Here is a 24842-nt window from a genome sequence, read left to right as displayed (position 1 = left end):
TTTATGAAAGCAGGAGCCTGCCGCACATGTCCGTTCTCAGCTTGTTGAAAATTCAGCACCCGATTATTCAGGCACCCATGGTGGGTGTGTCGACGCCGGAACTGGTGGCAGCGGTTTCCAACGCCGGCGCGCTCGGTTCCCTTGCCCTGGGCGCGAGCACTCCAGTGCAGGCCGAAGCGATGATTCGCGCCACCCGTGCGCTAACCTCGGCGCCCTTTAGCGTGAACCTGTTCTGCCATCGCCCGGCGGTGGCCGATACCGCGCGGGAGGCGGGCTGGCTCACTCAACTGCAGCCGCTATTTGCCGAGTTTGGTGCGCAACCGCCGGCGCAACTGAATGAGATCTACGACAGCTTCCTGGCCAATGAAGACGCCCTGAATGTGCTGCTAAAAGAACGCCCGGCGGTGGCCAGTTTCCATTTTGGCTTGCCGCCCAAGGCGTGGATTACTGCGCTTAAAGCCGCCGGGATTGTCACGTTGGCGTGTGTGACCTCGGTGGAGGAAACACTGTTGGCAGAGGAGGCCGGGGTTGATGCGTTGGTGGCCCAGGGCGTGGAAGCCGGTGGGCATCGTGGCGTGTTTGATACCACGCAAGATCGCTTGCTCGGCACCTTCGCCGTGACCTCGTTGGTGGCGCATGCCAGTTCGCTGCCGGTGATTGCGGCGGGCGGCATCATGAATGGCGCCGGCATTGCCGCAGCGCTGCAGTTGGGTGCCAGCGCGGTGCAGATGGGTACGGCGTTTATCCTCACGCCGGAGTCGGCCGCCAATGCACATTTTCGCGCGGCGCTACTGGGCGAGCGTGCGCATCACACCCGGGTGAGCCCCGCCATTTCCGGGCGACCGGCGCGTGGAATGGTGAATCGATTGTTTGATGAGCTTGATGCCTTGGGTGCTGGAAATCTGCCGGACTACCCCATTGCGTATGACGCCGCCAAAGCGCTGGCGGCCGCGGCGAGTGCCAAGGGCGACATGGACTTTGCCGTGCAATGGGCTGGACAGGGCGCGCCGCTGGCGCGTGAGTTGCCGACGGCGAAGTTGATTGAGGTGTTGATGGAGGAATTGCGGGTGGCACGGGGTGCGTAGGAGCGAGCTTGCTCGCGAAGCTTTTAATACAGCGTACGGCGCATAGAAACGGCGTTTTCATCGTCGCCATTCGCGAGCAAGCTCGCTCCTACAAAAGGCATCGCGTTCCATCTGTAGGAGCGAGCTTGCTCGCGAAGCCGTTGATCTAGCGCGGTCGATCAATCCCTCAAATACCACCCCCACTTCTCGGCACTTGCGTACTCGGTAATCTGCTTGGTCTCCAAGTAGTTGCTAAACCCCCATTCCCCCAGCTCACGGCCAATCCCGCTCTGTTTGTAGCCACCCCACGGCGCCTGCACAAAGGTGGGCTGCGAGCAGTTGATCCACACAATCCCCACCCGCAACGCACGGGCTACACGCTGGCAACGGGCGGTGTCTTGCGACATCACCGCAGCGGCCAACCCGTAGTGGCTGTTGTTGGCCTGAGCGATGGCGTCGGCTTCGTCTTTGAACGTGCGAACGGCCAGCACCGGGCCAAAGATTTCTTCGCACCACAGCGCGCTGTCCGCCGGTACATCAGTAAAAATCGTCGGCTCTAGAAACCAGCCTTTATCCAGCTGCGCGGGGCGTTTGCCGCCGCAGAGCAGGGTGGCGCCGTCGCTTTGCGCCTGGGCGATGGCGTCCAGCACCTTGCGGTATTGGCCTTCGCTGACCAGCGGGCCCAGCAGTGTGCCTTCGGCCAGGCCATCGCCGATGCGGATCTTCTGTGCTTGTGCGACAAGGCGCTCGATCAGGCGCGGGTACAACCCTTCCTGCACCAACAGGCGTGAGGTAGCCGAGCACACCTGGCCTTGGTTGAAGAAAATGCCCATCAGCACCCACTCCACGGCGGCGTTCAGGTCGCTGTCGTCGAAGGCGATAAAGGCCGACTTTCCGCCCAGCTCCAGGCTGATGTTTTTCAGGTCTTGCGCGGCGGCCTGCATGATGCGCCGGCCGGTGGGCACGCTGCCGGTAAAGGCCAGTTTGTCGACACCTGGGTGTGCGCTAAGCGGCGCGCCGCAGTCCGGGCCGAGGCCGGTGACCACGTTCAATACGCCCTTGGGCAAGCCCGCCGTTTCTGCGGCTGCAGCCAACTCCAGGGCACTAAGCGGGGTGATTTCCGAAGGTTTGAGTACCGCTGTGCAGCCGGCGGCCAGGGCCGGTGCCACTTTCCAGGCAGCCATCAGCAGCGGGTAGTTCCAGGGCGTGACCAGACCGGCCACGCCAATGGGCTCGCGTACGGTGTGGCAGGTAAAGCGCTCGTCCGGCAATTCCAGCGGCGTGCCATCGCTTTTCAAGGTTTCGGCCATATCGGCGTAGAAGCGGAAACAGCCGATGGCGTCGGCCACGTCCCACTGCGCTTCGGTAAGCGGCTTGCCGTTGTCGAGCACTTCCAGGCGAATCAGTTCGTCCTGGCGCGCTTCCAGGGCATCGGCCATGGCGCGCAGGTAGCCGGCACGCTCGGTGCCGCTCAGGGTTGGCCACGGGCCTTGGTCGAAGGCACGGCGGGCGGCGGCGACGGCTAGGTCGATATCCCGCGCATCACCGGCGGCGACCTGGTGCAGCACGGCTTCGGTGGCAGGGTTGTACACGGCAAATCGCTTGCCGCTGGCGGCCGGCAACCACTGGCCATCGATAAACAGGTGTTCACGCATTGCCGCTTCTCCGCTTAAACAAAGCCTCGGAGCCTAGCGCCCCCAACCAGGCGGATGAAGAGGACCGTTTCTCAGCGGGTCCGCTGCGATACGTATTGCTTAGGCGTCACACCGGTGTGCTGCTTGAAGCAGCGGTAAAACGTGGATAGCGAATTAAACCCCGCTGCCTGCGCCAGCTCATCAATACGGCTGGGTGCTTCGCTGGCGTGCAAGCGTTCCAGCACCTCGCTCAAGCGCAGGTCATTGAGAAAGGCGTAGAAGCTTTGCCCGCGCACCTGGTTGAGGAAAAACGAAATCTGGTTGCGCGTATAGCCGGTGGCGGCGGCCACTTGCGGCAGGTCCAGGGCCGGGTTGAGGTAGGGTTTGCTCTGTTGAAAATACTCGTTCAGGTCATTGGCCAGCGCACCTACCTGGCGGGCTGACAAGCCGAGGCGGCTGATGGCGTCGTTGCCCTCGCGTTCGGCCGGTTTTACCGTGGCATTGCTGACCAGCACGGCGTATTCGTTGACCTTGAAAATCAGCCCTTGGCGCACCGACAAGGCCTCGATGGTGCTGAGCGACACCAGGCCGTCGCTGCCGTTGAGGGTCACCTGGTATTGCAGCACAGCTGTGTCGCCATCGATCAGCAGGCGCTCGGTGTAGGTCTGCAATTCCTCCGCGCCCAGCGGCATGCTGGCGGCCAGGTAGTCGCGCAGTTGGTGGTAGGTGATGTGGCGGTTTTGCAGCTTGTCGTGGTAGTCGATGGCCGGATCGTAGAGGGCCATCAGGGCGTCCAGATCGCGGCTTTTCCAGGCCTGGTGGTAGGCCAGGATTACCGCGTGGGTGGCGGCCCCGGCGGGGTCCGGGTGGAACACGGCAGCGGTGGGCAAATCAGGGACTTTCACAACAAGCTCCAGCTCACGGATGGTGGGCGGCGCGGCGCGCCAGGTTCGGAGTATTCCAGAACGGCAGCTTTTCCGCCCGTGCCCGCTGCGAGGTGGACGCCCTCGCTAACGCCCCGGGCTTTCCTTTAGAACATGCACATTCTTTTGTGCTGGAGCACCTGTGCATGTCCGCCAACCTGCTGCTGTCTGCGGCCCGCCCTTACCCGTACTGGCAAGATACCCACACCCGCGCTGCCACCGCGCCGCGGCTCACGGCCGATATCAGCGCTGACCTGGCGATTGTCGGTGGCGGCTTTCTCGGTTTGTGGACGGCGTTGCTGGCGCGCAAGCGCTGGCCGGATGCGCAGATCGTTGTAGTGGAGGCCGGCCAGTGCGGTCTGCAAGCCAGTGGGCGCAACGGAGGTTTTTGCGCGCCGAGTATTTCCCACGGTGTGTCCAATGCCCTGAAGCGCTGGCCCGCCGAGGCCGAACAACTGATTCGCATCGGTCGGGAAAATCTCGACGCCTTTGCTGAAGATTTGCAGGTATACGGCCTGAACGTGGAGTTCGAACGGGCCGGCAAACTCAATGTTGCCAGCCAGCCCTGGCAGGTGGATGGCTTGCACGCCATGCAACGTAACTATCAGCGCTTTGGCGTTGAGTGCGAGTTTTTGCAAGGTGCGGCGCTCAAGGAAAAACTTGACTCCCCAGCCTATGTGGCTGGCGTATTCGAGCCCAACTATGCGTTGCTCAACCCAGCAAAAATGGTCGGTGAACTGCGCCGCGTGTGCTTGGAGCAGGGCGTACGGCTGTTTGAGCATTCGCCGGTCAGTGGCCTGCGCAGCGACGGTAATCAGCAGCTTTTGCAAACCGGCCTGGGCACCGTGCGTGCCGGCAAGGTGGTATTGGCGACCAATATTGCGCCGTCACTGTTGGGCAAACTCAAGGCGGCGGTTATCCCCATCTACGATTATTCCTTGGTGACCGAGCCCTTGAGTGACGTGCAACTGAGCGCTATTGGCTGGTGCGAACGCTACGGTATTGCCGACAGCGGTAACCAGTTCCATTATCTGCGCAAAACCGCCGACAACCGCATTCTGTGGGCCGGCTACGACGCTATTTATCACTACGGCAGCCGCCGCGATGAAGCGCTCACCCAGCGGCCGGAGAGTTTTCTGCGCCTGGCCGAGCAGTTTCAGGCGACCTTTCCAGCGCTGGCCGGCGTGTCTTTCAGCCATGCCTGGGGCGGCATCATCGATACCTCGGCGCGCACCACGCTGTTCTGCGGCACCGCCTCCAATGGCCAGGTGGCCTATGCCCAGGGTTTCACTGGCCAAGGTGTTTCAGCCACACGCTTTGCGGCGCTTACCGTGCTGGATTTGCTCGAAGGGCTTGCCAACGAGCGCACGCAGTTGGCCATGACCGGCACCGCACCTTTCCCATTCCCGCCCGAACCGCTGCGCTACGTCGGCATCAGCCTTGCCCAGCGCGCGCTGGCCGAGGAAGACCGCACTGGCCAACGCAGCCTGCTGCTCAAGGGCTTCGATGCCTTGGGCATTGGCTTTGACTCCTGAATTTCACGCAACGGAACTGACCCATGACGCCGCAACACGTTATCGATTTTGCCAACGCCGAACTCGCCCCGGTGGAGTTCGAAACCAACGACCCGCAGGCCGTGGACACGCCCTACACCGCCCGCAGCTGGCGGCATTTTGTAGAGCCGAGCAAGAAGGCCACTGGCGGTATCTGGGAAGCACCGCCGCACCTGGAACGCTGCGAGTGCGACTACGACGAACTGTGCCATTTGCTGGAAGGGCAGGTGCGCTTGACCGACAGCGACGGGGTGAGCCGCGAGTTCCAAGCCGGCGATACCTTTGTGGTGGCGGCGGGCTTCAAGGGCACTTGGGAGAACCTCACCAAGGTGCGCAAGGTATTTATGATTCTGCGCGGGTGATTGCTTTTGTAGGGTGTGCTCCGCGCACCGATGCGTAGGCAGGGCAATGGCAACGGTGCGCGGAGCACACCCTACAAGGGCCTTAGCCGACCCGCTCGATCAACTCCAACTCGCGCACCAGCCAATCGGCAAATGCCTTGGCCAGCTCCTTGGCGCCACGCGGGGGCATGATGATGAAGTACGGGTGCGGTGCCGGAAACTGGATATCGAACAAGCGAATCAAAGTGCCTTGGGCCAATTGTTCGCCGGCCAGAATATGGTCACTGATGGTGATGCCGGCGCCGGCAATGGCGGCGCCGATGGTCAGCGAGGCGTCGGGCAGGTAGATATTTTGCCGGCCTTGCAGGCTGGGAATGCCGGCGGCGAGAAAGTAGCGGCTCCAGTCGTAGCCATCGTCTTCGTGCAGCAGCACCTGGCGCGCCAGGTCGCGAGGTTTGCGCAAGGGCTCGCTGCCGTTGAGCAAACGCGGGCTGCACACAGGGAAGTAAAGAATGTCGCCGAGCGCTGCAATGCGCTGACCTTCGACTTCGCTGTCGCCAAAGGAAATCACCATGTCCACGCCCTGGTTGGCGTGTTCGATGGAGAGCAGATGCAGCGCTACATCGGGGTAGTCGCGCAGAAAGCGCTCGAGCATTCCGGAGATACGCGCGAGCAGGGCCGGTGCGCAGGCAATGCGCAAATTGCCGGCCGGGGTGGCGGTGGGCAGTGCGGTTTGAATATCGCGCAATTGCTCGAAGGCACCGTTGACCAACTGGCTGAGCTTGCGCCCGGCCGAGGTCAGGTGCACGCCTTTGCCGTGGCGTTCCACCAGTGCCACTTCCAATTCCTCTTCCAGCTTCTTGATCTGGTGGCTGATGGCGCTGTGGGTAACGTGCAGCTCAAGGGCTGCAGCCCCCGTGCTGCCTTGCCTGACGAGTGCCTCAAAAGCGCGCAGCGCGATAAGCGACGGCAGGCGGCGTGTTGCTTTCAGGTGCATTTTTGCTGACTTTTAGGTGAATTGAATTCACATTAAAGCTAGAAAACAAATCATTTGATGTCAATTTAATTTGCCGTGACGATAGGGTCACAACAAGACGCCAAGCGCGCTTTGATTACGAGGTCAGTCCCATGTCGGTATCCCCAGAACATTTCGTCGACCTGTTGCAGTTGGGCAAAAGCTACGGTGAAACCCGTGCCTTGAGCGACCTCACGCTGCATATCAAACGCGGCGAATTTCTCACCTTGCTCGGCCCCTCGGGCTCGGGCAAAAGCACCACGCTGATGATGCTCGCCGGTTTCGAGCAACCGAGCGAAGGCCGCATTCTGTGCAACGGCCAGGACATCACCGGCCTGCCCGCTGACCAGCGCAATTTCGGCGTGGTGTTTCAGGGCTACGCGTTGTTTCCGCACATGACCGTGGCGCAGAACATTGCCTACCCGCTCAAGGTGCGCAAAGTGGCTCAGGCCGACATCAACGAGCGCGTCGGCCGCATGCTCGAGCGCGTAGGTTTGGCCGGCAAAGGCGGGCGCAATATCAAGCAGCTTTCCGGTGGCCAGCAGCAGCGCGTGGCCCTGGCCCGGGCGCTGATTTTCGAGCCACCGTTGCTGCTGCTCGACGAGCCACTGTCGGCCCTAGACCGCCGTCTGCGGCAGGAAATGCAGGTTGAACTGGCGCGCATGCACAAGGAGTTCGGCACCACCTTCGTGTTCGTCACCCACGACCAGGAAGAAGCCCTGGCGCTGTCCGACCGCGTGGCGGTGTTCAACCACGGTCGCCTGGAACAACTGGGCACACCGCAGGAGGTGTACGAGCGCCCGGGCAGCCGGTTTGTTGCCAACTTTCTCGGCGACACCAACCTGCTCAGCGTGGGCGATATCAGCCGTCGCGACGACGCATTGGTGTGCAGCTACCAGAGCCGTCCGCTGTGGATTACCCAAGGCGTGCAACAGCCATTGCCGGCAGCTGACGGCCAAAGCTGGCTGGCGATTCGCCCTGAACATGTCGACCTGCAGCCCCTCGCCCAAGCCGGCAACGGCAATGGCGTGGTGGCGCAGATGCAGCACCTGACCTACCTCGGCACCCATGTGAACGTGGATTTGCGCACACCTGATGCGCAGCCGATTGCGCTGCGCATTCCGGTCAGCCACCCGTTGTTGAACAGCCTGGAACCGGGGCAGCCGTATTGGTGCTCCTGGTCGAAAGAGCATGGCCATCTGCTGACTCACTAATAACAACACCGCTCGATCACCTGCCGCTACTTTTGCCGCCACTTTTGAAGGGGAACCTGGGATGAAAGACAAACAGCGCTTTATCGATGACGCCGTAGAAATTGCTCAACAGCGGGTAGAGGCCGGCACCCTGAGCCGTCGCAGCTTCAACCAGCTGTTGATGGTAATGGCGGCCGCCGCTGGCATGGGCCCGCTGCGTCATGCCTTTGCCGACAGCGCTTCGGTGGTGGTGGCCAACTGGGGCGGCGACGCCGTGCCGGCCTTTGAAAAGAGCTTTGCCGGCTTTAACGCCGCGAGCGGTTTGAAGTTGCTGATCGATGGCAGCGGCCCAACCGAGGGGGCCGTCAAAACCCAGGTGAATAGCGGCGCCGTGCGCTGGGATGTGTGCGATGGCGAAATGTATTCCTCATACCGCCTGGGCAAGGAAGGCGTGCTGACGCCCATCGATTACAGCGTGGTGGACAAGTCGCTGATCGGTTACGGCGACATTCATGACTTTGGGCTGGCCAACTACACCTACAGCTACGTGATCGGTTTTGACGCGAAGAAATTTGGCAAGAACCCACCCAAAAGCTGGGCCGATTTCTGGGACGTGAAGAAGTACCCGGGCAAACGCACGCTGTACAAATGGATGAGTGCCAACCTCGAGTGCGCCCTGCTCGCCGACGGTGTGCCGGCCGATCAGTTGTACCCGCTGGATGTCGACCGCGCCCTGCGCAAGATCGAAGAGCTGATGCCACACGTAGTCACCCATTGGTCCACCGGCGCTGAGTCGCAGCAACTGCTGCGTGACGGTGAGGTGAGCATGGGCCAGATGTGGCACACCCGCGCCGAGCTGGTGAAGCAGGATACCGGCGGTGCCATCGACTGGACCTTCGACAATGCCATCGTTGCGCCGTCGGTGTGGTTTGTGCCGAAGAACAACCCGGCCGGTGCCGCCAATGCCATGAAGTTCATCGCCTATGCCCTGCGCCCGGAAGTGCAGGCCAAGCTGATGGAGGTGTACAACATGGGCCCGGTGGATTCCAAGGCGAACAGCCTGCTGTCGCCAGAGCTGCAGCGCATCAACCCGACCTCGCCGGAAAACCTCGGCAAGCAGGTGTCGATGAACAACCTGTGGTACGCCGACCATTACAGCGAAACCCTCGACCGTTACCTGGCGTTGATTGGTGGTTGATATGACGTTGGCCAAAGGACGAGGCGGGCAGGGCACTTTGCGCATTTACGCGCTGCTGATTCTGCCGTTGCCGTTGCTGATTGTGGTGGGCTACCTGCTGCCCACTCTGGGCGTGCTGGGCTGGAGCCTCAGCCTGCCCAAGGTGGGCCTGCAGAACTACGCCACCATCCTCGACAGCGCAGCGATTCAGACGGTGATCTGGCGCACCTTGCGCATCTGCCTGCTCACCACCGTGATCAGCGTGGCCATTGCCTACCTGATCGCCTTCCGCTGGCGCTTTGCTTCGGCGCGCGGGCGACTGCTGATCGAGCTGTTCGTGCTGCTGCCGTTCTGGCTGTCGATGCTGATTCGGGCGTTCGCCTGGCTGGTGCTGCTGCGTAACGACGGCCTGGTCAACCAGAGCCTGATGGGCTTGGGGTTGGTGGACGAGCCACTGGCGCTGGTGCGCAACGAGCTGGGGGCGCTGATAGGCATGGTGCACTTTATGGTGCCGTACGCGGTGCTGCCGTTGCTGTCGTCGATGCGCCAAGTGGACGACAGTTTGCTCAGGGCCAGTAGCAGCCTGGGTGCCGGTCGTTGGCAAACCTTGCGCGAGGTGTTTTTGCCACTGACCCTGCCCGGCGTCGCGGCGGCTTCGGCCACAGTATTTGTATTCAGCCTCGGCTGTTTTGTTACCCCGGCGCTGCTGGGCGGCGGCAAGGCGGCGATGCTGGCTGAAAGTATCTATATCCAGATGTTCCAACTCTCCAACTGGGGCCTGGGCGCGGCCCTGAGCATTGTGTTGATGGCCATGGTTGCGGTGTGCGCTGTGGTGTTCGGCAAGCTCGTGGGCTTTGGGCGTTTTACCGGGAGGCAGGCATGAGTACTGTTGTGAGTAACCCGGCCGCCGTGGTGGCTGCACCCACTGGCTACCGGCCACGGCTGAATATCGCCAAGTGGCTGTCGATTGCAGCGATGTTGTTGGCGGCGCTTTTTCTACTGCTGCCGATTCTGGTGATTGTGCCGTTGTCGTTTGGTGATCAGCGTTACCTGTCGTTCCCCGACGGCGCCTGGTCGCTGCGCCATTACCTGACGCTGCTCGACACCGCCTGGCTCAGCTCGATTCTGCAAAGCCTGGGCCTCGCCATCGTGGTGGGGCTGGTGAGTACTGCGTTGTCGTTTCTGTTCGCCACCGGCATCTGGCTGGAGCCGCGTTACCGCGTGCTGCTGACCGCGCTGGTGCTGTTGCCGATGATCGTGCCGCAGGTGGTGTCGGCCATGTCCATCTACTACCTCGGCGCGCGGGTGCAGCAGCTGGACTCCTTGATTGGCGTGGGTTTTGGCCACCTCATGATGGCGCTGCCGTATTCACTGATTGCCATGCTGGTGGCTTATAGCCGGCTGGACACCAGCCTGTACAAAGCCTCGCGCTCACTCGGAGCGGGCCTGGGCATGACCATCGTGCAGGTGCTCATGCCCAACGTGCGTGGCGGCTTGGCCGGAAGCTTTTTCATGGCCTTTATCATGTCGTGGGAGGAGGTGGTGGTAACCCTGTTTACCAGCGGCTTGCATGTGATCACCTTGCCCAAGCGCATCTGGGACGGCCTGCGCTACAACCTCGACCCGGCCATTGCGGCCATGTCCACCCTGATGGTGTTTCTCACCCTGGTGGTGTTGCTGGTGCGTCTGTACCGACACGACCACACGTCTTCACCGGGCCGCTAGCCGGCCCCGCTTTCACGTACCACCCAAAACCAAGAACAACCCGAGCACCTTTTCCCTAAGGAGGGATTCCTCATGATGACTGCTTTCCCACTGCGTACGTACCGTCAACGAATTGAAGCGGTAAAACGCCGGATGACCGAGCGCGGCCTGGATGCCCTGGTGATCAATTACCCAGACAACATCAACTACCTCACCGGCTTCGATAGCCTGGGTTTTCTCTGGTACCAGGCGCTGATTATTTCGCCCAAGCTGGCCGACCCGATTTTTCTGACGCGCACCAGTGAAGAGCCGTGCACCTACGAGCTGTCGTGCCTGGAAGAGGGGATTTTCTACGACATCGCCAAGCAGGACCCGCTGCGTATCGTCGCCGACTCGCTGGAAGGCCTGGGCCTGAGCCAGGGCCGCATCGGCCTGGAAATGCAGGCCTCCACCTTCAGCGCGCTGCAATACACCACGCTGCTGCGGCATATGCCCCACGCCCAGTTTGAAGATGCTTCGGTGGTGGTGGCCGAAGAGCGACTGATCAAGACCGCCGAAGAAATCGAGTACCAGCGCACCGCCGCTCGTATGGCCGATGCGGGTATGCGCGCCGCCTTTGAAGCGCTGCGCCCGGGGATGTCGGAAGTGCAAATCTCCGGCATCGTCGCCAAGGCGCTGGGCGATGCGGGCAGCGAATACGCCGCCATCAGCCCGATGTGCGCCACTGGCCGGCGCAGCACCATGACCCACGCCATGCCGCACCGCCTGACCATCAGCCCCGGCGACGTGGTGATTCTGGAACACGCCGGCGTGTGTAACCGCTACCACGCCATTCTGATGCGCAGCGCGGTGATTGGTAAGCCGACCGCGCGGGTGCGCGAAGTGTCGACGCTGCTGACCGAAGCCTTCAATGCTGCTGTGGATATCGCCAAGCCCGGTACGCCAGTGGGCGAGGCCAACCGCGTGTGCAATGAAATTCTCGACCGCATTGATCTGTCGCGCACCCGCGTGCACCGCATCGGTTACAGCCTGGGCCTGGCATACCCGCCCACCTGGCTGGAAGCGATGATGGTCGATGAGGCCGACGACCATGTGTTCCAGCCGAATATGTCGTTCTCCATCGAGCCCAATCTGTCGTTGTACAAGGAAGGCTTCGGCCTGAAATTGGGTGATACGGTGCTCTGCGGCAAAGACGGCTCGCAAAGCCTCTCCGAGATTCCACCTGAGCTGCACGTGATCGACTGAGGAACGTGGCATGAGCAAAGCAATGGATGTGTTCTGGCACGACGATGTGCTGCGTCACGACACCGGGTTCGGCGTGTTCGAAGCGCCACCCAGTGACCTGCTGGACCACCAAACCCAGCACCCGGAGAGCAGCCCGCGCCTGATGAATATGCGCGCGTTGCTGCGCAATGGCCCGGTGGCCGACCAGCTCGCCTGGCACGCCGGGCGGCACGCCACCGAGGCCGAGCTGGTGCGCTTTCATACCGCGGATTACCTGCGCAGTATCGAAAGTGCCGACGGCAGCGGCCGGCGGTTCAGCAGCACCACGTTGATGAACCCTGGGAGTTTGTCTGGCTTGCTGGCTGCCGCCGGCACCAGCCTGGCCGCTCTGGAGCAAACCCTGCAAAGCCGACGCCCGGCGATGGCCCTGGTGCGCCCGCCAGGGCACCATGCGGCGCCGGCGATGGCCGACGGTTACTGCTTTTTCAATAACGTCGGCGTGGCGGCTCAGGCTGCCCGCGCCGCCGGGCTTGAACGGGTGGCCATCGTCGACTGGGACGTGCACCACGGCAACGGCACCCAGGCCGGCTTCTATGCCGACCCAAGCGTGCTGACCATTTCGCTGCATATGGACCACGGCGCTTGGGGCCCCAGCCACCCGCAAACCGGCGGCGTGGATGAGCGCGGTGAAGGCGCGGGCGAGGGCAGCAACCTAAATATTCCGCTGCCTTTTGGTGCCGATGACCTGACCTATGCAATGGCCTTCGAGCGCTTCGTGGAGCCTGCGATCCGCGCATTTGCGCCGCAGTTGCTGATCATCGCCAATGGCCTGGACGCCTCGCAGTTTGACCCCAACGGCCGCCAACTGCTGACCATGAAAGGCTTTAATCACCTGGCACAGCGGGCGCGGGTGCTGGCCGATGAGCTCTGCGAAGGGCGCTTGCTGGTGGTGCAGGAGGGCGGTTACAACCCGGCCTACAGCGCCTACTGCCTGCATGCGGCCACGCAAGGGTTTATTGGCCAGGCCTCGAGCCTGCCTGATCCGTTGGCATATATGCCGGCGTTTGCCGGGCGTAGTGAGGCGGATATCGAGGCGTTGGCGCAGGCGTTGGCTGGTGCGGGGTGGCAGTTCTAAGCCCCGTGTAGGGAGAGGGGCGCAGCGCACCAGGCGGTATCACGCAATATCGCCTAGGTGCGCAGCGCACACCGGCCGAAAAGCCCGGCGCCTCGGCAAAAAAACGCGGCGTTTACTCACTCGACTTCCTAAATTAGGATACGACCGCATTGGCATTTTGTGACGCAGCTCACGGTGTATCCGGCGCGATACAAACCGTTTTTCCTTGAGTAATTCGTATCGTTTTTTCGCTGCAGGGTGGCGAACTCTTCTTTGCTGTTTCAGCATCAATCCGCAGAGGTTTATGGCTATTGATCGTAGTAGGGCAGCGGGCGTCAGCTTTGCTAAACGGGTCTACCAATCACGGATTGTTGGCTGTGCGTTAAGCCTGGTGTTTGTCGCGACCACCACCTATCCCGGTGGCGGCATGCTGTGGGCGCTGATGGTGCTCAATGGTTTTGTGTGGCCGCATATTGCCTTTCAACTCGCTGTCCATTCTTCAGACCCTTATCGGGCGGAACAGCGAAATCTTCAACTCGATTGTGTGTATGCCGGTGGTTGGCTGGTGGCGATGCAATTCAGCCTGCTGCCTTCGGTGCTGCTGCTGTCGATGGTAGGCATGAACAGCGTCACCACCAAAGGCATCAGCTTTCTCTTGCGGGGCCTGGTGGCCAATGCCGTGGGCGTACTGCTTGTCGGAGCCGTGATGGGTTTCACCGTCACCCTGGAAACACCGCCCCAAGTCATCTGGGCCTGCTTACCCATGCTGGTGCTTTATCCGTTCACCATCGGCTGGTCGAGCTACGACCTGGCTGCGCAACTGCTACGCCAGAAAAAGGCACTGGCGATTGTCACTGGCTTCGATGAGCGCATGTTTACGCCCCTGGATCACTGGCTGTACCGCCTGGCGCAGGTACTTCTACGCTGCCGCTGCGGCTCCAGTACAGCCACAGTGGCGGTGGTGCGCATTGATAAGTTCCAGGCGCTGCGCAACCAGCATGGCGGGCTGTTGATGGATGCGCTGAGTGCCCGGCTGGGGCAACTGATCAAGGGCGAAATACGCAGCACCGACTTGGTGTGCTCGCCAAACGCCGGGGAGTTTTTCGTGCTGCTGCTGCAAGCCGGCGCGGGGGGCGCACGGTCACTGACCGAGCGCGTTGAAGCCTTCTTCGCACAAAGTGTGGCCAACGGCGAGGGCCTACCCGAGGGGCATATTCGCGTGGGGCTTGTGGAGTTCTCTTATGGCTTGGTCAGCGAAAACGAATGGCTGCAGTTGGCCAGGGAGCGATCGACTGAAGCCGAGCCTAAGGCCCCGGCCGGGCGACATCTGTCAGGCCGAGCGGCTGGCGAGGCGGTGTTTATGCATCATCAGTAGGCGTGTGGGATTTGGAACGTATCAAGGGCGCCGATTGGCGCCCTTGTTGTTTTGCTCAGCTTTGCGGCCCCGGTGGTTGGTGGGGAAGGGCAACCTCCACTCGCGCCCATATACAGCCGTCAAACTCCGGGTTGGCCGCGTATTTACTCACCTCGCTGGCAGGTGGGATGGGTTTGCCGGCTTCGGCTAAAAGTTGCAGATGAGCTTCGATGGCTTCGCGTGCCATGGTCAACGCGTGGTCAGCGTTTGTACCAGCAGAAAAACACCCTGGCACATCTGGAACCTCCACACCCCAGGCGTGTTGGTCATCACCGGGGTGCATTGCGATTGGATAAAACATGGGCCTGGTTCCTCGTCGTTAGAAAGAACCGGCAAGTATTCCAGCGTAGGTAAAAACGGCAGCCAGGCATCGATGTAAAAATGATCGAATCATCCGAAAACGTTCGCAGCAACTTAGTCGAAAAGTGATGTTTCGAGGCTGCTCTTGGACATGCCCAAAAGGCATCGAAAATATTTAGGAAAGGAACTGGTCAGCAGTCCGGACCCCTCTCTTTAATAGCGGCTCTTATCGCTAAAAAGCATGGGTCTTGAATTTAATATGAGTAAACGTCCGAACTTTCTGCTGATTGTTGCCGATGATCTGGGGTTCTCTGACCTAGGCGCCTTCGGTGGCGAGATCCAGACGCCGAACCTCGATGCGCTGGCTACCGCCGGTTTGCGCCTGACCGATTTTCACGCTGCCTCAGCCTGTTCACCTACCCGCGCCATGCTGCTGACCGGTACTGACCACCACCTCGCCGGCATCGGTGCCATGGCCGAGTTCAGCGACGAAACCATCCGCCGCAACCCCGGTTACGAAGGCCACCTGAACCAACGCGTGGTGAGCATTGCCGAGCTGTTGCGTGACGCCGGTTACCGCACGCTGATTTCTGGCAAATGGCACCTGGGGCGCACGGCTGAAACGTCTGCAGCGGCCCGAGGTTTTGAGCGCGCGTTTATTCTCGAAGGCGCCGCGCATAACCATTACGGCTGGGCGCCCGACGTTGCGCCGCACAAAATGCCGCGTCTGCTGCATGCCGTTGAAGGCACCTACCGCGACGGCCTGGAACCGCTGACCGAGCTGCCGAAAGATTTCTATTCGTCCGATGCTTTCACCACTCGCCTGCTTGATTACCTGGGCGAGCGCCCGGCCGAGGATGACCGTCCGTTTTTCGCGTACCTGCCATTCTCCGCGCCGCATTTTCCTTTGCAGGCCCCGGATGAACTGATCGCCAAATACAAAGGCCGCTACGACGGCGGCCCGGATGTATTGCGTGAACAGCGCCTGGTGCGGCTCAAGGAACTGGGGCTGATTGGTGCCGATGTCGAAGCTCACCCCGTGGTGGCCGATACGCCGAACTGGCACGAACTGGACGAGGCGGGCCGGCAACAATCGGCCCGCGCCATGGAGGTGTACGCCGCCATGGTCGACCGTCTGGACTGGAACGTTGGCCGGGTGGTCGAGCACCTACGCGCCAGCGGCGAGCTGGAAAACACCGTGGTGATTTTTCTCTCCGACAACGGCGCCGAAGGTGCGGCATTGGAAGCCCTGCCCATCGTCGGCAAACGCGCGCAGCGCTTTATCGGCAAGCACTACGACAACAGCCTTGAAAACGTCGGTCGCGCCAATTCCTACGTCTGGTACGGCCCGCGCTGGGCGCAGGCGGCCACGGCGCCGTCGCGTCAGTTCAAGCTGTTCACCAGCCAGGGCGGCATTCGGGTGCCGGCGTTTATCACCTGGCAGGGCTTGCAGCGCCAAGGCGGCATCAGTCATGAGTTTTCTACTGTGATGGATATTGTGCCGACCTTGCTGGAACTGGCGGGCGCCACTCACCCCGGCACCCGTTACCAGGGGCGCGATGTGCTGCCGATTCGTGGCCGTTCGCTATTGCAGTATCTGCAAGGCGAGCAGGCACGACCGCACACGCAAGACGAAACCACCGGCTGGGAGCTGTTCCGCGCCCGTGCGATGCGTCAGGGGGAGTGGAAGGCGTTGTACATCCCCAAGCCCGATGGCCCTGGCCGCTGGCAGCTGTACAACCTGGCGCGCGACCCCGGAGAAATTCACAACCTCGCCGAGGCTGAGCCCGAACGGCTGCGCGGGTTGATCGAACACTGGCAGCGCTATGTGGATGAAACCGGCGTGCTCGATTTCAGTTTTGGCGGGCGGCTGTTGCGCGAGTTGGGGCGCGGCATTGTGCGGGTGTTTACGCGCCAGCCGCGGACTCTGTAACGCCGGCAAGATTAAGCAGGGCCCGAATATGACCGGCCGTTGCGACGTGCAGCGGGTAGAGGGATTGGTCGCGCGAGTTGCTGGCAAATTGCGCAGCCACCTCCAACTCGCGTTCGAGGGTGTCTGGTTCACCCGCCAACGCCGCGCTCAACGCTCGGCAGCGCGGGGCCAAGGTCGGCACGTACCAATCAATGTCTGGGTTGTGCACCGGCGCCGCCAACCCACTGGCGTCGCGGGTGTGCATGGCCCGGCAGAACGCCAGCTCGGCCCGCATGATCGCAATGCTGGAGGCAAAGGTGGCTTTTGTCGTTAGGCTCGCCGCGATCAACGTCTCCATGTGCGCGCCCAAGGCGACGGCGCCTGCCCAGTCTCCGGCGGCCTGGCAGGCATAGAGGCGGTAGAACAGGGAAATCAACGGGGACGGCATGGGCAGTCGGTCTAATCGTTGCAGGTCGGCCGCCGGCAGCTCGGCGGCAGCAACCCCCGCCGTGCTGAGCGCCAGCAGCCGTGGGTAGGCGTATTCGGGGCCTGCTTCGTCAGGTTTGCGCCACCAAGTCAGCAACTGGGCGCCGTCGCTATGGTAGTGGCGAGCAGTCGGCACCAGATTCGCCAGGCCCATGCCTAGGTTGATGGCGGCAAATGCCAGCAGGAATACGGTGAGCGAGGTGGCCGTTGGGTAAAAAGGCATTGCCAGCACTGCGCACACGGCCGCAACCAACAGATTCGTTAGCGGCCCCATGGCGACAAGGCGCAACTGCGCGCCGCGCCAAGGCTGGTTTGGCGTGTGCACGGCAATGACATAACCGCCGATGCCTTGGCCTTTGGGGCGACGTGACCAGCGCAACCGACTGCCGTTTTGCAACAGCTGCAACTCCAGCGCAAACACCCGCACGTACAGTACTGTCATGCGGCCCCACCGCGCGCCGAGCCAATGGCCGCATTCGTGCACGACGGTAGCCAGAAAACCAAGTGCAAATAGCGTGAAGATGGTTGGCAGAGGCCCAAACCCTCCACGATGGGAGGCGGCGCCCAGAAAGATCCCTGCGAGGAGTAAACCGCCGAGCCCGAGCGCGCCTTGCGACAACCGCAGCAGCAAGTGAGCCAACGTGTTCAGGGGCGACGGGCGCGCGGAGGTGGCCGGTTTTATGCTCATCGCTTCACCGCAGCTGGAAGGCGTGAGCGGCAGAGACGCTTAGCGGTTGGGTAGGCAGTGGGCCGTTCATGAGAAATCCTTTTCAATTGTGCGGCGTCGCAACCGGCGGCCGCGCGCTTGGGGGCGGACGCTACGTAAGCGCGGTGTGTTTGTCTATCTGCGTCCGGCTTGTAGGCCCTTCGTAGAGCTGGCGCTAGCCCACGTGGCGGACAATTTTCGGCACAGCGTCATACAAACAGGAGTAGTGCGATAGCCCCTCGCCCCGATGAAGCACCGCACCTGGCAGCGCACCGGCCAGATACTCGGCCATACCCAAAGGTGACCAGTTGTCTTCGCTGCCATGCCAGAGGTGGATCTGCGGGGAATGAGTAAACGCTGGCGGCGACCAAGGGGCGAGGTAACGCTGAATATCCCGGCAATAGCCGTCGACACCCTGGCCAAAGCAATCGATGAATACGCCGGCGATGAACTGCTGGAAATCCGCTTGGCTAGCGAGCTGTTGGTCCTGCCCTTGAGCACTGGCAAACAGCATACGGAACAAAGCAGTGGGAAAGCGTGGTGCCAGAAACGCCTGCCAGCGTGCCAGCAGTTTGAACAGCCAAGGTTGCTTGTGGGCGAGCTGGAACACCGCTTTGCCGGCCATGGCATTAGGAAAATCGCCTGCCTGCAGCGGCGCAACGGCAGAGACCAGATGGAGGCTAGTCACCTGTTCGCGCAAGTGAGCGGCGGTAGCCAAGGCGACGTGGCTGCCAATGGAAAAGCCGATCATTGCGACGGGCATATTGCCAATTTCCTTCCGGATGGCCGTGGCGATTTGCAGGTAGTACGCCTCTGGCGTTGCACAGACGGGAAGGGTGAGGCGGTTGAAGCTCAGCACGCGCAAACCGGCAAGCCGCGCGTAATCGTGCAGTACGGCCGCTTCGCTCGGGGCCCCTGGTACGCCATGGAAATAGACCACGGGTTTGCCGGTTGAACTTCCGTATTCGCTGAATGGCATGGCGACTCTCAGGGCATTGAGGACGGTGAGTCTTGCCACTTTATGTGCGATAGCCCCCCTCGGATCATCGCAGCAATGCGCACGGCACACCCGCGGCAATCGTGATCGCCTGATGTGTGTATGACGTTATTAGGGCCGCTCCTCATCCCAAACTAAAACGCGCGGTGTTGTCATTAAGCGCACGGCTTCCCTGGCTCAGCCGATCCGCCGCCTGATTCACTGCGCGCGCGCCATCGAGCAACCGAATCGCTGCCTGGTCCACTTGCTGAATGCTGCCGCTGACCTGGTCGGCGGTGGTGGCTTGTTCATCCACGGCGGTGGCGATTTGCGCGAGGGTGTCGCTTACGCCCTGCACGGCGCTGGCAATTTCGCCCAGGCTTACGCCCAGGCCGGTAACGGCGCTGGCATCGCTTTGTGCCTGGCCGCAGGCGGCTTCCATCAGCTCCACTGCCTGGCGCACGGTGTTGCGCAGGCTTTCCACGGTGGTGGCGATTTGCAGGGTGGAGGCCTGGGTGCGTTGCGAGAGGCTGCGTACTTCATCGGCCACCACGGCAAAGCCACGGCCTTGTTCGCCAGCGCGGGCGGCTTCGATGGCGGCGTTCAGGGCCAATAGGTTGGTCTGCTCGGCAATGCCGCGAATGCTGTCGACCACCGATTGAATTTGCTGCCCCTGGTCGCTGACCCGGCCCAGCGCTTCGGCAGTTTCACCCAGGCGTTGGTTGAGCTGTTGAATGCTGGCGGTGGTGCGTTCGCTGTCGCGGTTGCTGGCTTCGGCGATGGCGCGGGTTTGCTGCACGCTGGCCGAGGCCATCTCACAGCTTTTGGACACGCCTTGCGAGGTGGCCGCCAGTTGCGTAGCAGCGGTGGCGATTTGGCTGATCTGGTGTTGCTGCGCTTCCACCTCGCCCAGGGTGTCGGTGGACTGCGCGTTAAGGGTGATAACAGCGTCACTGAGTTGGTAGGTTTCGTGGTTTACGCCCAAAAGGCTGGTACGCAGTTGCACCACCGCCACGTTCAGCGCGGTGCTGATGGCAGCCAGTTCGTCACGCCCGTGCACGGCCACTTCCACGCACAGGTCGCCGTCACGCAGGGATTGGGCGAGGGTGGTGATGCCGCTGGCGCTGCGGCGAATTGAGCTTTGCAGGCAGATAAACAGATACACCGCGGCGAGCAACAGAATGCCAAAGCCGGCAATCACTGGAATGGCCTGGGCGATGGCGCGGTCGTGGTAGAAGTCCAGACGCGCGTCCAGGGCCTGGAGCGATTGCGTGCGCAGGTCGGTCAGGGTTTGCAGCAGGCTGTCCATGGTGCGCTGGAAGGCTGGCGCTTTCAGACTGATGGTGTCGCCGAACAGGCCGTCATCCAGGGCTTTGAGCTCGCTGTTGAGTTGCTGTTGGGTGGCGGCGTACTGGTTGGCCCAGGCGCTGAGCTCGGCAGGCAGTTTGGCTTGCAAGGCGGCGCCGGTCTTGTCCAATTGGGTACGGGCGTCGTTGATGCGGCCGCGCAGGTCGCGCAGTTGCAGGCGGCTTTGCAGGCTGAATTGACCCGCTGCCACTGACGCTTCGCCCATGCTGGCCAGGCGGCCCACGCGTTCGAGCATATCGGGCGCCTGCTGGGTAGCGATCTGCATCAGCAGGTAGCCTTCCACGGAGGGGTCGAGCGTCAGGCCGCTGGCCATCGCGATCTGGTCGCGCAGGCCTTGCAGGTTGGCTTTCAGCGCAGTGAAACGGTCCAGCGCATCGGGCCACCAGCCTACGGTGCGCAGGCTGGCAGACTCCAGTTGCGCCACGCTGGCTTGCAGTTCTTGCAGGCGTTTCTGGATGTCGTCACTGGCGCCTTCGGTGGCCAGCACGCTGGTGAGGTTTTCGAAGGCGGTGCGCAGCACCGGCATAGCGGCATCGAGTTGGGCAATCGCTTGCTGGGCCTCGGGGCCTGGGGTGCGCGCGGTGTCGAGGGCTTTCCAGCGCGCGGCCAGGTTGCGCTGGGTGGCCAACTGGGTGTCGACGGCGTCCAGGGCAAGCAGCTGACGCACGCCACTGTGTTCCTTGGCGATTACCGCCATTTTCGCCTGGAAGGTTTGACCCACCATCCACAGGCTGCCGGCCAGGGGCAGGGCGAAGAGCAGAAAGAGAAACTGAAACTTGCGGGCAAAGCCGAAGCGGCTCAGAAGACGGATCCCTGGGGACAACACGGACTGCATAAACACGACTCCTCAAAGGATCTTGCCAGCGCTCCGTTGTACAGAACGCTGTTGTGGCTGCCGGTGGTGGCAATGAGCCATTTTTCAAGCAAGTTCCGGACCGGTGCGTATTCAGGCCGTCTTGGCAGCGGATGGACGGGTGTTTGATGGGTTTTTGGCGTGATTTGGTGCGCGCGCCCATTGCTGGAGCGGGGCGCTGCACATTTTTGCGTCACCGATACACCCACCGCGCACAGGCATTGCGCGTGTGCGGGTTTTGGTTGTGTTAGTCCGGCTGCGTTGGCATGGCGAGTATCAGGTGCGCGGCGTCCACATCTCGATCCACAGCGCGCCGTCACCGGCAGGCGCTTGGCCAACACGCTTCAGGCTGCCGTCTTTGTTCACGGCGTAGCTGCCGATGGTTTTGCTTTTTTCACCGCTAACCAGCAGCCATTTTCCGCTGGGGAAGAACGCGATATTGCGCGGTTGCTGTTCGGCCACCTTGAAGTTGCCGAGGTAGGTCAGTGCGCCGCTGTCGGGTGCAACCTTGAACGCGGACACGCTACTGGTGGTGCGCTCGGTGGTGTACAGCAGGGTGCCGTCCGGCGAGAGGCGAATGTCGGCGGCCCAGATGCGCGGCGTGGGGTCGTCTTTAAGGTCGTTGTTGGCGGCGTTGCGAATCAGCCCCTGTTCCAGCTTGAGTGTGGCAGGCACGCCCTCGGCCTTGGTCACCTGCTGCAAGGCGCCAGTGTCTTTATCGATGGCATAGCCCACTACGGTGCCGCTCAGCTCACCCACGGTGTAGATAAACTTGCCGTTGGGTGAAAACACGATATGGCGCGGGCCCATTTTGGCGGGCGTGGCGGCGGCGCCGGAGCCAATGGGCGTCAGGGCGCCGGTCTGTTTGTTCTGGCTGAACTGCAACAGGCTGTCGGTGCCCAGGTTGCCTACGTAGACAAAGCGGTCACTCAGGTCGCTGCGTATGGAGTGGGCGATTGGGCCGGTCTTGTACACCTCGATCTTGTCGGAAACCCGGTGTTCGGCATCAATCGCTTGCACGCTGAGCAGGCTGGCGCCGTAGGACGCCCCCATCAAAAACTTGCCGCTGCGGTCGGTAGACAAGTAAGCCAGGCTGTCGGCCAACGGTGCCTGAGTAATTTTTTTCAGGTGGCCGGTCGTGGCGTCGATGCTGTAGCCCACCACGGTAAACGGCGCCACACGCAAGGCGGCGTACAACACCTTGCCGTCCGGGGTGATGGCCATCGGGTTGACCTTACTTCCCGCCTGCACTTGCTCGACCAGTTTCGGCGCGCCGGTGGCTTCGTCCAGTTCGTATTGGGAGATCAACCCGTCGTTGGGGCTGGAGATATACGCATAGGTCGCGGCAACGGTGGGGAAGGACAGCGAGCAAGCGAGTGCGGCGACCAGAATTCGCGATGGGGGCATGGTGGTTTTCCTGTTGTTGTAGTTGTCGTCAGTCATCATATGACTTGTTCGACTCAGTCAGCAACATTCACCCCAGCGCCTCTTCGGCTGGCGACTGAACGGCCTTAGTTAGGCTGCTAGCCCAATCGACTGTTCTTGAGCCAGACGCCTCACTCAACCGCGCACAAAAAAAGCTGGTCAGACTCTGGCTGTTCGGTCATTTTCCAGGCTGGCTCAAGTTGGCGAGCCGCGCGCCGACAAGTCATACGATAACTGCACAATAAAATCTGCCTGCTTCGCGAGGACTGCCATGTCGCTTCGTAACCTGAATATTGCCCGGAGAGCCGCCTTTGGCTTCGCCCTGATCGCATTGATGGTGGCCTTTCTGGGCGCGTTTTCGCTTTACCAGATGTCGGGCATTCGTGACCGTGCCAGTGCCATTGAAAGCGACTGGGTGCCGAGTATTCGTATCGTCGATGGCATTCGCGAAAACATGCTGCGCATTCGCACCATTTCCCTGCGGATGGCGTTGGACCCGGAGAGCAAAAACATCGACACCTATGTGGGCCAGTACGAAGCGCGCAATAAAGTGCTGACGCAGAACATCAACGACTACGAGCGCTTTATCGACTCGTCAGATGAGCAGCGCCTTTACACCCAGTTCAAGAAAGACTTCGCCACGTACCAACAGGGTATGGCCGACTCTTTCAAATTGGCCCGTAGCGGCGAACGCGATGCGCTGAACAAGCTGCTGCTGGTGGACATGAAACCGGTGGTCGACGGCACCGGCGCTCAGTTGGCTGAATTGGGTGATATTTACGGTAAAGGCATCGAACGCGAAGGCCAGGCATCGGCCCAGCAATATGGCTCCTCGCGTTCGATCGTGCTGCTGGTGATTGTGCTCGCCGCCTTGGCGACCGTGCTGCTGGCCTGGCTGCTCACGCAAAGTATCGTGCGCCCGCTGCGCGTAGCAGTGCAGGCGGCTCAGCATGTGGCCGACGGCGATTTGACCAAGCCTATTGCGGTCGAGGGCCGTGATGAGGTCAGTCAGCTGCAGGAGGCGCTGGGCCGCATGCAGCAAAAGTTGCGCGACACCCTCGCGCAAATCTCCGGTTCTTCCACCCAACTGGCGGCCGCTGCCGAAGAACTCAACGCGGTTACCGAAGAAGCGAGCCGAGGCCTGGTGCAGCAGAACGATGAAATTGAACAGGCCGCGACGGCGGTAAACGAAATGAGCGTGGCGGTGGATGAAGTGGCGCGCAATGCGGTGTCCACCTCGGAAGCCTCCAAGGTGTCGAACCAGGCCGCGCAGGTGGGGCAGGAACGCGTCAGCGATACCATTGGTGCCATCACCCGTCTGACGGGGGAAATGGAGTCCACCGCCAGCCTCGTACAGCAGGTTGCCGCCCAATCCCAGGATATTGGCAAGGTGCTGGATGTTATTCGAGGCATTGCCGAGCAGACCAATCTGCTGGCGCTTAACGCCGCCATCGAGGCCGCGCGGGCCGGTGAGTCTGGTCGTGGTTTTGCCGTGGTAGCCGATGAGGTGCGCGCCCTGGCACACCGCACGCAAAACTCCACCCAGGAAATTGAACAGATGGTCTCTACCATGCGCACGGGTGCCAGTGAGGCATTGAGCGCCATGCAAAGCAGCAGCTCGCGGGCGCAGTCCACCCGTGAACTGGCGCAGAGCGCCGGGTCAGCGTTGGGGGAGATCACCACGGCCATTGGCGAGATGTACGAGCGCAACCTGGTTATCGCCAGTGCCGCTGAAGAGCAGGCGCAGGTGGCGCGCGAAGTGGACCGTAATCTGGTTAACATTCGCGACCTGTCGGTGCAGTCGGCTACCGGCGCTCACCAGACCAGCGCCTCCAGCCACGAGCTGGCGCGCCTGGCCGCAGACCTCAACCGGTTGGTGAACCGCTTCAGTTTGTAGGCTGCGGCGTATCGCTTCGCTTTGACACAAGGATTCCCCATGCCGTACATGTATTGGCTGCAGGACAACATGGCGTACTGCAACACCATGGCCAGTTGGCTGTATGAGCAGTTTCATTACGAGTACAGCGAGCAGACGTTGAGTGACTGGCAAGCCGAGTTTGCCGCCGGGCAAACCAATAGCGACTGGCCCAGCCTGGTGGCGGTTGGTGACGGCCAACTGCTGGGCGGGGCAGCGCTGGCCAAAGCGGATCTGGCCGGCCGGGAAGACCTCGGGCCCTGGCTGGCCTGCGTTTTTGTTACGCCCCAGGCACGCGGCCAGGGCATTGCCGAAGCACTGGTTGAAGGCGTGTGTGAGCGGGCGCGGCGCGAGGGAGTAGGGCGTCTTTATCTGCACACCCAGGACCGCGCGGACTATTACGCCAAACGCGGTTGGCAGCTGGTGGAGCGATTTGAGCGCTGGGACAAGCCGCAATCGTTGATGGCGCGGGATTTGTAGCGTGCAGTGCGCTCAGGCAGCCCCGCGCCGAGAACTGCCACGGACTGTAGGAGAGGCTCCAGCCT

20 protein-coding genes and 2 pseudogenes are annotated in these 24842 nt (G+C 61.7%); 14 read left to right on the top strand and 8 right to left on the bottom strand.

Going from position 1 to position 24842, the window contains the following annotated elements:
• Nucleotides 1-26: 26 nt before the first annotated feature.
• Nucleotides 27-1085 carry an NAD(P)H-dependent flavin oxidoreductase gene (locus PKE98_RS16265; RefSeq protein WP_271196360.1) on the top strand — a complete coding sequence of 353 codons (1059 nt, stop codon included), beginning with the start codon at nt 27-29 and terminating at the stop codon, nt 1083-1085.
• Between the two features lie 158 nt (nt 1086-1243).
• On the opposite strand, the gene PKE98_RS16260 is transcribed toward PKE98_RS16265, so the two are convergent.
• Both PKE98_RS16260 and PKE98_RS16255 read right to left on the bottom strand, forming a co-directional pair.
• Complete coding sequence (locus tag PKE98_RS16260; RefSeq protein WP_271196359.1) at nt 1244-2719, bottom strand: aldehyde dehydrogenase family protein; 1476 nt, start codon at nt 2717-2719, stop codon at nt 1244-1246.
• Nucleotides 2720-2790: 71 nt separating this feature from the next.
• Nucleotides 2791-3603 (bottom strand): helix-turn-helix domain-containing protein, encoded by an 813-nt coding sequence (locus PKE98_RS16255; RefSeq protein WP_271196358.1) that lies wholly within the window; start codon nt 3601-3603, stop codon nt 2791-2793.
• Between the two features lie 164 nt (nt 3604-3767).
• Between PKE98_RS16255 and PKE98_RS16250 the strand changes: the two genes are divergently transcribed.
• Nucleotides 3768-5156 (top strand): NAD(P)/FAD-dependent oxidoreductase, encoded by a 1389-nt coding sequence (locus PKE98_RS16250; protein WP_271196357.1) that lies wholly within the window; start codon nt 3768-3770, stop codon nt 5154-5156.
• A gap of 23 nt (nt 5157-5179) precedes the next feature.
• Nucleotides 5180-5536 carry a cupin domain-containing protein gene (locus PKE98_RS16245; RefSeq protein ID WP_271196356.1) on the top strand — a complete coding sequence of 119 codons (357 nt, stop codon included), beginning with the start codon at nt 5180-5182 and terminating at the stop codon, nt 5534-5536.
• An 82-nt stretch (nt 5537-5618) separates the two neighbouring features.
• On the opposite strand, the gene PKE98_RS16240 is transcribed toward PKE98_RS16245, so the two are convergent.
• Nucleotides 5619-6512, bottom strand: a complete 894-nt coding sequence (locus PKE98_RS16240) for a LysR substrate-binding domain-containing protein (protein ID WP_271196355.1) — start codon at nt 6510-6512, stop codon at nt 5619-5621.
• Nucleotides 6513-6643: 131 nt separating this feature from the next.
• Here PKE98_RS16240 and PKE98_RS16235 point away from each other — a divergent pair, with 131 nt between their 5' ends.
• From PKE98_RS16235 to PKE98_RS16205, 7 genes are all read left to right on the top strand, one after another.
• Nucleotides 6644-7744: an ABC transporter ATP-binding protein gene (locus tag PKE98_RS16235; protein WP_271196354.1), complete on the top strand. Its 1101-nt coding sequence runs from the start codon at nt 6644-6646 to the stop codon at nt 7742-7744.
• Nucleotides 7745-7805: 61 nt separating this feature from the next.
• Nucleotides 7806-8921 carry an ABC transporter substrate-binding protein gene (locus tag PKE98_RS16230; RefSeq protein ID WP_271196353.1) on the top strand — a complete coding sequence of 372 codons (1116 nt, stop codon included), beginning with the start codon at nt 7806-7808 and terminating at the stop codon, nt 8919-8921.
• A gap of 1 nt (nt 8922) precedes the next feature.
• Nucleotides 8923-9783, top strand: a complete 861-nt coding sequence (locus PKE98_RS16225; protein ID WP_271196352.1) for an ABC transporter permease — start codon at nt 8923-8925, stop codon at nt 9781-9783.
• Nucleotides 9780-10625, top strand: coding sequence for an ABC transporter permease (locus tag PKE98_RS16220; RefSeq protein WP_271196351.1), 846 nt, complete (start codon nt 9780-9782; stop codon nt 10623-10625). The genes PKE98_RS16225 and PKE98_RS16220 overlap by 4 nt, the downstream gene beginning before the upstream one ends.
• 72 nt (nt 10626-10697) lie before the next feature.
• Nucleotides 10698-11849 carry a M24 family metallopeptidase gene (locus PKE98_RS16215; protein WP_271196350.1) on the top strand — a complete coding sequence of 384 codons (1152 nt, stop codon included), beginning with the start codon at nt 10698-10700 and terminating at the stop codon, nt 11847-11849.
• Nucleotides 11850-11859: 10 nt separating this feature from the next.
• Entirely contained in the window at nt 11860-12963 is a 1104-nt protein-coding gene (locus tag PKE98_RS16210; RefSeq protein ID WP_271196349.1) for an arginase family protein, read from the top strand.
• Between the two features lie 283 nt (nt 12964-13246).
• On the top strand, nt 13247-14317 hold the full coding sequence (locus tag PKE98_RS16205) for an MASE2 domain-containing protein (RefSeq protein WP_271196348.1): 1071 nt from the start codon (nt 13247-13249) through the stop codon (nt 14315-14317).
• Between the two features lie 91 nt (nt 14318-14408).
• Here PKE98_RS16205 and PKE98_RS16200 read toward each other — a convergent pair.
• Nucleotides 14409-14657 (bottom strand): annotated as a pseudogene (locus tag PKE98_RS16200) (type II toxin-antitoxin system HicB family antitoxin); the annotation flags it as partial.
• Between the two features lie 258 nt (nt 14658-14915).
• On the opposite strand from PKE98_RS16200, the gene PKE98_RS16195 reads away from it, so the two are divergent.
• Nucleotides 14916-16589, top strand: a complete 1674-nt coding sequence (locus tag PKE98_RS16195) for an arylsulfatase (protein ID WP_271196347.1) — start codon at nt 14916-14918, stop codon at nt 16587-16589.
• On the opposite strand, the gene PKE98_RS16190 is transcribed toward PKE98_RS16195, so the two are convergent.
• The 4 genes from PKE98_RS16190 to PKE98_RS16175 all read right to left on the bottom strand — a co-directional run bounded on the left by PKE98_RS16190 (nt 16564) and on the right by PKE98_RS16175 (nt 22364).
• Entirely contained in the window at nt 16564-17742 is a 1179-nt protein-coding gene (locus tag PKE98_RS16190; RefSeq protein WP_373877873.1) for a M50 family metallopeptidase, read from the bottom strand. The two genes, PKE98_RS16195 and PKE98_RS16190, sit on opposite strands and share 26 nt — an antisense overlap.
• 193 nt (nt 17743-17935) lie before the next feature.
• Complete coding sequence (locus PKE98_RS16185) at nt 17936-18829, bottom strand: alpha/beta hydrolase family protein (protein WP_271196345.1); 894 nt, start codon at nt 18827-18829, stop codon at nt 17936-17938.
• A gap of 52 nt (nt 18830-18881) precedes the next feature.
• Complete coding sequence (locus tag PKE98_RS27355; RefSeq protein ID WP_507763569.1) at nt 18882-20339, bottom strand: methyl-accepting chemotaxis protein; 1458 nt, start codon at nt 20337-20339, stop codon at nt 18882-18884.
• Between the two features lie 894 nt (nt 20340-21233).
• A complete protein-coding gene (locus PKE98_RS16175) occupies nt 21234-22364 on the bottom strand; it encodes a lactonase family protein (protein ID WP_271196343.1) in 1131 nt (376 codons plus the stop codon).
• Between the two features lie 289 nt (nt 22365-22653).
• Here PKE98_RS16175 and PKE98_RS27175 point away from each other — a divergent pair.
• The 3 genes and pseudogenes from PKE98_RS27175 to PKE98_RS16165 form a co-directional block, all read left to right on the top strand.
• Nucleotides 22654-23424: pseudogene (locus PKE98_RS27175) on the top strand (MCP four helix bundle domain-containing protein); the annotation flags it as partial.
• Nucleotides 23416-24279: a methyl-accepting chemotaxis protein gene (locus tag PKE98_RS27170; RefSeq protein WP_373877875.1), complete on the top strand. Its 864-nt coding sequence runs from the start codon at nt 23416-23418 to the stop codon at nt 24277-24279. The pseudogene PKE98_RS27175 and the gene PKE98_RS27170, both read left to right, overlap by 9 nt.
• A 39-nt stretch (nt 24280-24318) precedes the next feature.
• On the top strand, nt 24319-24777 hold the full coding sequence (locus PKE98_RS16165) for a GNAT family N-acetyltransferase (RefSeq protein WP_271196341.1): 459 nt from the start codon (nt 24319-24321) through the stop codon (nt 24775-24777).
• Nucleotides 24778-24842: the final 65 nt, after the last annotated feature.

The organism is Pseudomonas turukhanskensis (assembly GCF_027922365.1).
Taxonomy (GTDB): Bacteria; Pseudomonadota; Gammaproteobacteria; order Pseudomonadales; family Pseudomonadaceae; genus Aquipseudomonas; species Aquipseudomonas turukhanskensis.
Note: the sequence above shows the minus strand (reverse complement) of the source record. Positions and strands in the feature narration are given on the sequence as shown.